At 59.8% G+C, this 11,966-nt stretch carries 9 protein-coding genes; 4 read left to right on the top strand and 5 right to left on the bottom strand.

The features are described 5' to 3' along the window. Positions 1 to 321: 321 nt before the first annotated feature. From VJR68_RS14235 to VJR68_RS14225, 3 genes are all read right to left on the bottom strand, one after another. The gene (locus VJR68_RS14235) at positions 322 to 1,302 is read right to left on the bottom strand and encodes a family 43 glycosylhydrolase (protein WP_324148673.1); all 981 of its coding nucleotides are present in this window, start codon (positions 1,300 to 1,302) and stop codon (positions 322 to 324) included. 298 nt (positions 1,303 to 1,600) lie between these two features. Beyond that, on the bottom strand, positions 1,601 to 3,076 hold the full coding sequence (locus VJR68_RS14230; protein ID WP_324148720.1) for an alpha-N-arabinofuranosidase: 1,476 nt from the start codon (positions 3,074 to 3,076) through the stop codon (positions 1,601 to 1,603). Positions 3,077 to 3,226: 150 nt separating this feature from the next. After that, a complete protein-coding gene (locus VJR68_RS14225; RefSeq protein WP_324148671.1) occupies positions 3,227 to 5,932 on the bottom strand; it encodes a TonB-dependent receptor in 2,706 nt (901 codons plus the stop codon). 363 nt (positions 5,933 to 6,295) lie between these two features. On the opposite strand from VJR68_RS14225, the gene VJR68_RS14220 reads away from it, so the two are divergent. The 4 genes from VJR68_RS14220 to VJR68_RS14205 all read left to right on the top strand — a co-directional run bounded on the left by VJR68_RS14220 (position 6,296) and on the right by VJR68_RS14205 (position 11,449). Next, the gene (locus VJR68_RS14220; protein ID WP_324148669.1) at positions 6,296 to 7,372 is read left to right on the top strand and encodes an aldose epimerase family protein; all 1,077 of its coding nucleotides are present in this window, start codon (positions 6,296 to 6,298) and stop codon (positions 7,370 to 7,372) included. A gap of 75 nt (positions 7,373 to 7,447) precedes the next feature. Continuing rightward, complete coding sequence (gene dcp, locus VJR68_RS14215; RefSeq protein WP_324148667.1) at positions 7,448 to 9,658, top strand: peptidyl-dipeptidase Dcp; 2,211 nt, start codon at positions 7,448 to 7,450, stop codon at positions 9,656 to 9,658. Positions 9,659 to 10,135: 477 nt separating this feature from the next. Further along, positions 10,136 to 10,627, top strand: coding sequence for a hypothetical protein (locus tag VJR68_RS14210; protein ID WP_324148666.1), 492 nt, complete (start codon positions 10,136 to 10,138; stop codon positions 10,625 to 10,627). 93 nt (positions 10,628 to 10,720) lie between these two features. Next, on the top strand, positions 10,721 to 11,449 hold the full coding sequence (locus VJR68_RS14205) for a hypothetical protein (protein WP_324148665.1): 729 nt from the start codon (positions 10,721 to 10,723) through the stop codon (positions 11,447 to 11,449). An 81-nt stretch (positions 11,450 to 11,530) separates the two neighbouring features. Here the strand turns inward: VJR68_RS14205 and VJR68_RS14200 are convergent, their stop codons facing one another. After that, a complete protein-coding gene (locus VJR68_RS14200; RefSeq protein ID WP_324148664.1) occupies positions 11,531 to 11,713 on the bottom strand; it encodes an ArsR family transcriptional regulator in 183 nt (60 codons plus the stop codon). Between the two features lie 143 nt (positions 11,714 to 11,856). Beyond that, complete coding sequence (locus VJR68_RS22070) at positions 11,857 to 11,952, bottom strand: RICIN domain-containing protein (protein WP_414647792.1); 96 nt, start codon at positions 11,950 to 11,952, stop codon at positions 11,857 to 11,859. Between the last annotated feature and the right edge of the window lie 14 nt (positions 11,953 to 11,966).

Genomic DNA, 11,966 nt, shown 5'->3' with positions numbered 1-11,966 from the left:
CTTTTGGCTGAAAGGCACTGGATTCCAGCTTTCGCTGGAATGACGGGCAACGGTTTCCGACGATTGAAAAATCTTAAGTTCGGAGCATTGGGGGCCGGGGGCTTGGGCTTTAGCGTATGGCTGAATTTCCCCAGGAAATGGCTCGTGGCGATGTTCGGCTGCCGCTGCTCGCTGCGCTCGCACCCCACCCCAACCCTCCCCTGCAAGCAAGGGAGGGAGCGGCTTGCGGTGTATTCGCAGCTATCGAGCCATGATCAGCAGGCCAGAAAGGATGTGATCAAGAGACAGGGATCTGCCGGCGGCAAATCTGGGCGTTGAGAGTTACCAGAGCGCGTTCGGCCAGCCGCTGGCGTTCCAGGTCAGATTGTTGATGAACAGGACTGGCGTGTAGCTGTTCTGCGAATCGAGCGCATACCAGGCCATGGTGGTGTCGCCAATGGCGCTTTCGCCGCCCGGTGCAATGAAGCGCGAACCCGAGGATGCGACGGTCAGGCCGGAGCCGGGGTTCATCATCGAGTTGCCGTTGTTGTCGACATAAGGGCCGGTAATCGAGGTCGAGCGGCCGACGACGATGTGATAGGTGCTGCTGGCGCCGCTGCAGCAGGAGCCTTTGGACAGGAACAGATAGTAATAATTGGTGCCGTTGAAGGCGTGCTTGACGATGAACGAGTTCTCGACCACTTGCGAGGTGTCGCGGGCAATATTGGTCGACGATCCCACCGTCAGGAAAGTCGATTTGCTGACCTGCCTGATATAGATGCCACCCCAGGCCGAGCCGAAGCTGAGCCATAGATTGCCGGCATAGTCGGCCACCGGTTGCGGATCGATGGCATTGAACGCGTTGCTGCTGTTGGAGGTGATGACGGTGCCGTCGTCGACCCAATTGCCGGCGGCGATGCCGCCCACGGAGGTGGTCAGGCCGATCGCCGATGTCTGCGAGCCGAAGCTCGACACGGCGTAGTAGCAGGCCGTCGTGTTGTTGTAGTTGATGCAGCCGGGCGCCCAGACCTGCGCCGGATCGGCCGACGGGTTATAGGCTTTCCACCAGCTGAGCCCGCTGCCGAAAATGGGGGTGCCCTGGGTCCAGGTCGTGCCGTCGGGCGAATACTTCACGCCGATGCCGCCATTGGCCGTGGTCTCCATGATCCAGTAGGTCGAGCCCTCCTTCTGGATGTCCGGATCGTGGGTGACGAGTGCTCCGCTGAGCGTCCACGGCGCTGTCTGGGCTTGGGTGGCGGGGGGTGCGCAGCCGAGCGAAACCAAGGCGAGCACCATGGTGGAAAATCGGGTCTTGAAACGCATGAAGTCCTCCAACGTGGCTGGTGTGAAGGGATAGGCGGCGGATGCCGCGCCGATATGCAGCGCTTACTGAAGACACTTGCTGGAACGTGATGGAGCGGGACTTTTGATGCGGGTGTGCAACGACGATGCAGAGGCCAATGGCACTGACTACGCATCGTCGCCCCGGCGAAAGCCGGGGCCTAGTGACTTTGGGTGTGCCAAAAAGTCACCGGGTCCCGGCTTTCGCCGGGACGACGGGTGCAACGTTTTTCGCACTGGTCGAGCGAAGACCGCCCAAGTGAGTGCCATGGGATGTAGCTCACTGCAACTTCAACATCACGATCGCCTTCGCCGGCAATTGCACCAGCAATTTCCCGCCGCTGATGCGCGCGCCTGAAAACGCAGCCGGCTTGACCGCATCCGGGTGCTCGAACGTATTGAGCGACGTCATCGCCGAGGCCGTCAAAATCTGTCCACTCACTGCAGTGACATAGCCGCTGAGATTCACGCTCACTTCGGCTGCGTGCTCGGGATCAAGATTGGTCAGTGCGACATACACATGACCATCTTTCGCCTTCACCGCGGAGCCGTGCACCGATGGCACCGCGAATGCGCCGTGGCGATAGACGGGCGCATCGATCTGCAACGGAAGGTGCGTGGCATCCTGATACGGCTTGTACATCGCGAACACGTGATACGTCGGCGTCAACAGCATCTTGTTGCCGTCGGTCAGGATCATCGACTGCAGCACGTTGACCATCTGCGCGATGTTGGCCATGCGCACGCGGTCGGCATGATCGCTGAAAATGTCGAAAGTCAGCGAAGCGACCAGTGCATCGCGCAGCGTGTTCTGCTGATGCAGAAAGCCAGGATTGCTGCCGGGCAGGCCCGCGTACCAGGTGCCCCATTCGTCCACCACCAGCGCCACTTTTTTCTGCGGATCGTATTTGTCCATGATGGCGCTGTGCTTGGTGATCAGCTCATCCATGTGCAGCGCGCCCTGCAAGGTCTGGATCCAGGCGTTCTCGTCGAAATCGGTGGAAGACGCCTTGGGCGGCCAGCCGCCGGGCACGGTGTAGTAATGCAGGCTCAGGCCATCCATGAACTTGGCGTCTTCGCGCATCATCACCTCGGTCCAGTGATAGTCGTCGTCGCTGGGGCCCGAGGCGATCTTCAGGATGTTTTGATCGGCGGGCGCCTTGACGAAGGTCTGGTAGCGCCGATACACGTCGGCCGCATATTCGGCGCGCATGTTGCCGCCACAGCCCCATAGTTCATTGCCGACGCCGACGAAGGCGACCTTCCAGGGTTTGTCGCGGCCATTGGCGCGGCGTTGCATGGCCAAGGTCGAGCGCGTGGGCGCGGTCATGTATTCCACCCATTGCGCCAGTTCATCGGGTGATGCATCGCCCACGTTGCCGGCGATGTAAGCGTCGGCACCGAGCAGCTCGGTGAAATTCATGAATTCATGCGTGCCGAAGCTGTTGGGTTCTTCTACGCCGCCCCAGTGCGTATTGACGCTGGTAGGGCGCTTGTCGCGCGGGCCGATGCCATCGCGCCAATGGTATTCGTCGGCGAAGCAGCCGCCCGGCCAGCGTATATCGGGCACCGCAATCGCCTTGAGTGCGGCCAGCACGTCGTTGCGGTAACCATGGGTGTTGGGAATGCTCGAATCCGGGCCAACCCAGATGCCGCCATAGATGCCGGTGCCCAGGTGTTCGGCGAACTGACCGAAGATGTAGCGCGAGACCTTTGCACCAGGCTGGTCGACATGCAGACTGCCGTGCACGTCCATCTCGGCAGCCTGCAGCCAGCCGCTGGCGAAAAAGAGGGCGGAACACAGCAGGGACAGACGCAGACGTTTTTTCGCAATGGAAGCGGACATGGCGATTTTTCTCGGCTGAAAGAACAACGCCGCCATCACGAAGATGGCGGCATGGGGACATCACAGGCGGAAGCGAACGCCGAACATGAAGGTGCGTTCCATCATGATGGCGTCACGGGGAAACAGGTACTGGCTGTTGCCGAATTGGGTATGCACGACGCGCCCCAGCAAATTGGTGCCTTCCAACGTCAACGTAAGATGTTTGTTCACGTCGTAGTTCAAGGCAAAGTCCAGGTCATCCACTGGATCGTTGTAGATGGATTGCGGCTGCGCGCCACCAGGGTTGTACGCGACGGCATATCGGCTGCGCCAGTTATAGGCGAGGCGGGCCGAGTAAGGGCCTTTCTGGTAGATCAAGACGGCGTTGTACGAACGTTTGGAAACATTGACCAGATCCTGACGTTGTCCGGTCGGCGATTGCGTGTTGGCGTTGATGAACGTGGCGTTGAGCTGCGTGCCCAAGCCTGACAACCAACCTGGCAGGAAATCATAGAACTGGGTGTAAGCCAGCTCCGCACCTTCCAGCGTGCCGTTGCCGGTATTGCGCGGACGGCTCACCAGATAACTCGTGCCATCGACCACCTCGCTATCGGCATAGGTCTGGATGTAGCCGTTGATATCGCGATGGAACGCCGCCGCGGAAAGCAGCGAAGCAGGGCGGAAATACCATTCCAGCGACAGATCGGTATTGCTCGAGCGCACCGGATTGAGATTGGGATTGCCGCCGCTGCCGCTGGCGGGAATCGTCGCGGTGGCCTGGTACAGCGACAGCTGCGGATTGAGTGCCGCGAACGCGGGACGCGTAATGGTCTTGCCGTAAGCCGCGCGCAGTATCAGGTCGTCACGCAGATTGAAATTGGCGCTGAAGCTCGGCAGCCACACGTCGCTGCTCTTGTTGATGGTAACGGGCGTTTGTTCGGTGCCAAGGATCTCGGTGCCCTGCAAGGTTGAATTCAATCGCACCCTGCGCACGCCAAAGCCGCCGTCCACCGGTACGTCGCCGAGGTTGAATTCGTAACGGGCCTGCGCATACAGCGCATAGGTGTCTTCCTTGTCGTTGAAATACAGCGCAGGGTTAGCAAGCGGTGCTGCCGTGCTGTAACCCATGGCGGCGCGTATCTGCGCCGAATGCGTCAACAGATAGTTGGGGGCGGCCAACATCCATTGATTGGGCGAGGTGTAGAGCGCGCCATCAAGCAGGTTGGATGGCGTAAGGCTCGCCATGCCGGGAAAGCTGCTCATGAACGCCGTGGTGCCGCTGATATTGGGACGTCCGCCGGTATCGGCGGCAATATTGGTGGCGGTGCGCCAGCTGGCGCGCAAGCCGACATCCACCGCCTTGATGGGGCCGGCATCCACCTTGATGGTGGCGTCGTTTTTCCACGACCAGTCCTTGCCTGTCTGGTGGCTCCACTGGTCGTAGTACTGGTTGAGAAAATAATTCGACGGATTGGCCAGATTGAAGGCGCTGCCATCGGCGTTGGTCACCGTGGCATTGGTGGCGCCGCCATTGTCGAAATTCATGGTGATGCGCGGCGCGATAAAGCCGGTATCGAGAATGAAGTCGCGCGTGGACGCCTTGCTGTAGGTATAGGCGAGATCCGTGGAGAGCGTGACACGCTCGCCTTTCCAGCTGCCGCCGAGTGCACTTTGATAGGTATCGGAGCTGGATTGAAATGCCTGGTCGCTGGTCAGCGTGAAAAGGTTGTCGGCGGTGAGGCTCTGCACGACGTTGCTGCCGGGCTTGGTAGTGAGGCCGGTCACATTGCTGCCGTTGACGATCACTGGCAGCGGAATCCAGTACGGATTGTTATACGTGTTGCGATAGCCGACGTAGAAGTTTTCGAAATAGATGTCCGTCTTGTCGTTGGGCGCCCATTGCACGGTGAGGTTGGCGGAGCGGCGGGCGCGATCGCCCAGGTTGTAGATCGAGCCGATGGTTTCGGGGATATACACCTTGCCGCCCGTGCCCATCGGGTTGTCGCGCAGATCGGAAATGAAATTGAAGGTGCTGCTTTCCTCATAACGCTGCTTCTGATACGAAGCCGCCGCCATGACGCCGAATTTGCCGGCGTCGGTGTGCCAGATCTTGTTGGCCGTGATGCTGCCGAAGGGATCGGTATGGCCTGCGTTGCGGCTGTAGATGCCGTTGGCGGTGCCGGCGAGGGTCCAGTCGTCCTTGAAATCAAACGGGCGGCGCAGGCGCACGTCGATCAGGCCGCCAATGCCGCCTTCGATGCTGCGTGCATCGTTGGTCTTGTAGACATCCACGCGCTCCACCAGGTCGGCGGGAATATCCGCCAGCGCAATGCTGCGTCCGGTGGTGGTGAAAATGTCGCGGCCGCTGAAGGTGGTGACCACATCGGGAAGGCCGCGAATCAGCACGGTATTGACCTCGCCGCCGCTGCGCGCCACCTGCACGCCGGTAACGCGCTGCAGCGCTGCGGCGACGCTATTGTCAGGCAACTTGCCGACGTCTTCGGCCACGATCGAATCGACGATCAGCGGACTGCTCTGCTTGATGGCGATGGCGTCGGCGATACTGCCGCGCACGCCGTTCACCTGCACGGTGTCGAGCTGGGTGATGTCGGGCTTGCACGGCTTGCCGTCGGCGCTGGTGCCTTTGCATGCTGCGGTGTTGTTGGTACTTGTGGTGCCGTTGCTGTCCTGCGCATGCACCGTGGTGGCCAGCGCCAGGGCCAGTGCTGCTGGCAGGATACCGACCATCAGGCGCTGCATGCGCCGCGGATGACTCACGATCTGCATTGCGTTATTCCCCTCTCCCAAAGTTCTCATCACGTCGCGCCCGCAGTGTGCGTGCGCTCCTGCCGCGTGCGGCCCCGGTGGTTCCCGGTGCCGTCTGTTGCCGCGAATCTGGGTGAGCGATCGGCGCAAACGTGGCCGGCTCAAGTGCGGCGTTACCGCGGTCGGCCGGAGTATGGGATGGGGTGTCGATAAGAGACCAATGATTTAAATCGGCATATCGATATGCACATTGCAATGATGCAATGCACTATCCACCAGCGAGGATGCGATCCCAAACGGCCCGCACGACATACCTGTCTTGCCATGGTTTCGTGATGGTGCTGCTCGCTATGCTGCGTGCTTTGATCGCAAGACGGATGACCGATGCAACGCGAATTTGGACGAATCGGCGAGCGCGTGGTGCATGCCATGACGCTGACCGGCGAAGGCTTGAGCGCCGAGGTGTTGACCTATGGCGGCACTCTGCGCAGCTTGAAGATCGACACGCCGCGCGGTCCGGTCAGCGTGGTGCTGGGCCTGTCGGATCTGGATGCCTACCGCAACGATCAGGACTATCTCGGCGTACTCGTCGGCCGCTACGGCAACCGCATCGGCGGCGCCGGTTTTGAACTGGATGGCCGGCGTTACACGTTGAGCGCAAATGAAGGCGGCAATCATCTGCACGGCGGCCACGTGGGTTTTGGCCGGCGCATCTGGCACATCGCCGCATGTGAGCCGCAGCGGCTGCTGCTGCAATACATGTCGCCGGATGGGGAGGAGGGCTATCCGGGGCAGGTTCACGTCGAAGCCGAATTCCTGCTCGAGCCGCAACGCCTGCAGCTCACCCTGCGTGCACGCACCGACGCGCCTACGCCGGTGAATCTGACTCATCATCCGTACTTCAACCTGGCTGGCGATCCCTCTGTTCCTGCCGCGGCACAGGTCCTGCATATTCCTGCCGACCACTACCTTCCGATTGACGACCAGCTGATTCCCATCGGCGAGATCGCCACGGTGGCCGGCACGCCGTTCGACTTTCGCCTGCCCGCCACGCTGGACCTGCGGCGCGTGGCCGATCACCCACAGTTGCGTATCGGCGGCGGCTTCGATCATTGCCTAGTGCTGGCTGACGACCGCCGCTGCAGCGCCGAGCTGTATTCACCGCACAGCGGTGTCGCCCTGCGCATGAGCAGCTCGGCACCGGGTGTCCAGTTGTACGAGGGGCATGGCCTGGATGGGAGTCATCCTGAGCTGGGGCGTGGCGTTTGCCTGGAGCCGCAAGGTTTTCCGGATGCGCCGAACCGGCCACAGTTTCCGTCGACCATCCTGCGCCCTGGCGAAGTGTACGAGCAGCACATCGTGTACCAGTTCGCGCTGCCCGGCCCAGCGGCCGAATGGTCCGCCGTGCAGGCGGCGCTGGATGCTGCGGAAAGCAAAACATTCGTTATGTCGCCTGGCTGACCTTCAGCACGCTTGGAGGGCGGGGCGCCTGCGATTAGAGTCGTGAGTTTGACTGCCACATCCTGGGAAAACTTCATGCCTCGTCTTCGCCTTCTTGCGATCGCCATGACCATCGCGCTCGCCGCCTGTTCGCAGTCCCATAACGAGGCCGGGAATACGCCGGCAGCGTCCAGCAGCGCGCCCGCCAAGGCCACCACCACCGCGGCCGCCGAGGCGCCGGCCAGCAATCCGTTCTTCACCGCCAGCACGCTGCCGTACCAGGCGCCGCCGTTCGACAAGATCAAGGACAGCGACTACCAGCCGGCGATCGAAGAAGGCATGCGCCAGCAGCTGGACGAGGTCGAGAAGATCGCCAACAACCCCGAGCCGGCCACGTTTGACAACACCTACGTCGCGCTGGAAAAAACCGGCGTGCTGCTGCATCGCGTGCTGGCGGTGTTCAATGCCATCACGGGTGCCAACACCGACGACGCCTTGCAGAAGGTGCAGGAAGACGAAGCACCCAAGCTGGCGGCGCATGCCGATGCCATTCACCTCAACAGCAAATTGTTCCAGCGCATTCAAGCGGTGTATGACCAGCGCGATTCGCTCAAGCTCGATCCGGAATCGCAGCGCCTGATCGACGTGGTCTACCGTCAATTCGTGATGGCCGGTGCCAAGCTTTCCGACGCGGACAAGGCCAAGCTCAAGGACTACAACAAGGAAGAAGCGGGGCTGGAAGCGCAATTCAACAACAAGCTGCTGGCTGCGGCGAAAGACGGTGCGCTGGTCGTTGACGACAAGAGCAAGCTCGCAGGGCTTTCCGACGAAGACATCGCCGCTGCCGCGCAAGCTGCGAAAGACCGCCATCTGGATGGCAAGTGGGTACTGACACTGCAGAACACCACGCAGCAACCCTTGCTGCAGGACCTGACTGATCGCGACACCCGCAAGGCGCTGTTCGAAGCGTCATGGACGCGCGCCGAGAAGGGCGATGCCAATGACACGCGCGACGTCATCGAGCGCATCGCGCTGCTGCGCGCGCAGGAGGCCAAGCTGCTCGGTTTCCCCAACTACGCCGCGTGGACCTTGCAGGACCAGATGGCCAAGACGCCGGAAACGGTGATGAGCTTCATGGAGAAGCTTGCGCCAGCCGCCGTCGCGCGCGCCAAGTCGGAAGCGGCTGATATCCAGAAGCAGATCGACAAGGATCAGGCTGCGCTCAAGCAACCCACCTTCAAGCTTGAGCCGTGGGATTGGGAGCATTACGCCGAGGAAGTGCGCAAGGCCAAGTACGACATCGACGAATCACAGATCAAGCCGTACTTCGAGCTCGACAATGTGTTGCAGAACGGCGTGTTCTACGCGGCCAACCAGCTCTATGGCCTCACCTTCAAGGAACGCAAGGACATCCCCGTCTACAACCCGGACGTGCGCGTGTTCGAAGTCTTCGACAAGGACGGCAAGTCGATCGCGCTGTTCTACTGCGACTACTTCAAGCGCGACAACAAGAACGGTGGCGCGTGGATGGACAACTTCGTGCAGCAGTCCAAGCTGCTGGGCACCAAGCCGGTGATCTACAACGTCGCCAACTTCACCAAGCCTGCAGCGGGCCAGCCGGCGCTGCTGTCGACGGATGACGTCGTCACCATGTTCCATGAATTCGGCCACGGCTTGCACGGCATCTTTGCCGACGGGCAATACCCGACTCTGTCCGGCACGCAGACCGCGCGCGACTTCGTCGAATTCCCATCGCAGTTCAACGAACACTGGGCGTTCGATCCGAAGGTGTTCGCCAACTACGCCAAGCACTACAAGACCGGCGAGCCCATGCCGCAGACGCTGGTCGACAAGATCAAGAAAGCCCAGTTGTTCAACAAGGGCTACGACATGACCGAGCTGGTCTCCGCCGCCATGCTCGACATGAACTGGCACATGCTCAGCGCCGACCAGCCGAAGCAGGACGTGGATGCGTTCGAAGCCGCGGCCTTGAAGAAGGACGGCACGGATCTCTCCTACGTACCGCCGCGCTACCGCTCCAGCTACTTCCTGCACATCTGGAGCAATGGCTATTCGGCCGGCTACTACGCCTATCTGTGGACGCAGATGCTGGCTGACGACGCCTTTGAAGGCTTCAAGGAGCACGGCGGTTTGACGCGCGAAAATGGCGATCGTTTCCGCGCCATGATTCTCTCGCGCGGCAACACGGAAGAGCTTGCCAAGCTGTACAAGGAATGGCGTGGACAGGATCCGAGCATCGAGCCGATGCTGATCCATCGTGGTTTGAAGCAGGCGCCGGCAAAATAACATCCGGCATGGCCGTTGCTACAAGAAAGGGCCGGCGTTATGCCGGCCCTTTGTTTTAGGCGATTGCAAGCTGCAAGACGGGAAGATCGAGAAAGGCGTCGGCCGGTAAGAATGCGGATGGGATTGCTATTGGAGCATCTCAGCTGATTGAGTGCGGGTACAAATGCATCCAGAGCCTGAGGCGAAAAACTGACGGCACCAGCGCCGTTGCCTGCTAACACGGGCACGGCTTTTTCGCTACGGTCTCTGCAACCAGTCAGCCCATGCAGAGCCATGCAGCAAGCCAGCTCCCCTTTCGGCTACAGCGCCCCTCCTTCCCCGCCGCGCGTCATTCGACTGCAAACACTCGGGCTCGAGCAAGTCCATCATGTACTCACGCCATCCGAGGCTTGGCTTGATGTGCATGACACCGTGGAATCACTGCTCTCCACGGGTAGACCGTGCCGTAACCGGCCGTGCATTGGCGCGGAGGAGTTGGTGGACGAGGTCCTGAGGTCGATGGGCGAGCGGGGCAGGTACTATCGGACGCTGAGTCAGCGGGACTCTCGTATGGAGGCCTGCCGCAGGCTTCTTCAATACGGCGAATTTGTGGTATTGGGGCGAGCCTTCGACCGGATAGTCGACATCGAGAACGATGCGGGCCGCCCCGAGCACCGGCGCTGGATCATCACCCGCTTTGGAAGTTCGGAACAAAACGCGCATGCATTGCTGCGGCATGTGGAGCAAATTGAGCGGTGGGAGCGGGCGTGGAAGGCGGCGGGGATGCTACCGCCCATCATGGTCACGCCCGACGATCAATTCAACGAAGACTACGCCAATCTCTGGCAATGGTCCGTGCTCAATCATCAGCAAGCCCCGCCGCTGACGACATCGCAAGTCGAACTTGATACGTATCGCGATGAACGGCGTCAAGCCAATTCGCAGGAATGGCACGATTACGGCGTACGTCGAGGTGAGATTTCGAGGTGAATGTGGCCCGGTTTGATCCATACGGAAGTACATCGCGTGAGCGAGTGTCTCAAAGCGATGTTCATTATCAAGCCGTCATGAAGGGTCTTCGTGATGAGGGATAACAAGATCCGTTTATCTACAGCGCTTTTTCTAGCCGCCATAGTTTTTATGGGCGGTTGGACCATTTTTAAAAAATACACCACTGGCTTGTATAACCAATCCGTTGCTAGCTTCGCCCAAGGGGATCTTGTTTCAGCAGAGGATGCTGCGGCGCGGCTTGGGTGGTTCGACAAAAAAAAGTCCATCTACATGTTGGCTGTGATCGAGATAGCGAACTCCATGGCATCAACGGGACGGCAAAGAGATGTCACGCTTGATCGCGCATTAGCGGCGTTGGAGAAGCAAGGGCCATATCGAGAGAACAACTATTGGGTGCTCTGGACGAAGGCGGCTCTTGCGTCTTTGTTAGGCAATGCCGCGAAGGTCAAGGAATACTTTCATGAGGCATGCGATCTCAACAGTAAGGAGATCGTTCCAAATGACGAAGTGTGCTTGAGCGATGTGTATCGGAGCAGTAGGAGAGCAATTTTTCGTTCCTCATCGCTTCGCAACGAAGCCTCTCGCTTCTACCAAGTGATCGAAGTAGCCGATGTCGTTGGTGGCATTGATCATGACGAACTTGCCTTTGATAGGGTGCTGATCATGATTGCATTTAATAAGGACAAGGCCATTCGCATGCGCGATGAACTTGCCAAAGAAGGAAAGATGACGCCAGAGCGCGTCGGGGCGTTTGAAAAGCTTATGCAAAATAGCGAAAAACCGCTTCCGCAAATAATGTAGTGGCTTGCTATTGGTCTTTCCGTCGGTGCTGGGCGCGTTGTACGCGACTGTAAATATCCGGAAAATCCACCGATCTATTATTCAGGACATCACGATCTTTCCGTTGCGTGCGTGACCGATCTTGACGACTTGGCCGCTCGCCGCCGTGAGCAGCCTCGATACAGTGGGCTGGCTGACGCCCAGCGCTGTGCTCAGGTCACGCGCCGTGGCTACCCGGCGCAGGCGCAGGGCCCTCAACAGGCGTTCGGTATCTGGGGCGGGCATGCATGAATAGAATCATGAATAGATACTTTAAGTTAAATATTATTAAAAACAACGAGTTAATAACATTAATGGCAAAACGATGAATAGATATCCCATAGCAGGGCCGGAGTCTTCCGGCCCTGCGGAAGGCGCCTGACGCCTGCTCAGTCGAGCTGCCACTGCTGCGGTGGCAGTCCGTTATCGGTCCAGATTTGCAACTGCGTACCGTGCGTGGTGGAACCGCCGGTGTCATCCAGCATCAGCGAACCGGATG

The sequence above is a fragment of the Dyella sp. genome (assembly GCF_035277725.1).
Classification (GTDB): Bacteria; Pseudomonadota; Gammaproteobacteria; order Xanthomonadales; family Rhodanobacteraceae; genus Dyella_B.
Note: the sequence above shows the minus strand (reverse complement) of the source record. Positions and strands in the feature narration are given on the sequence as shown.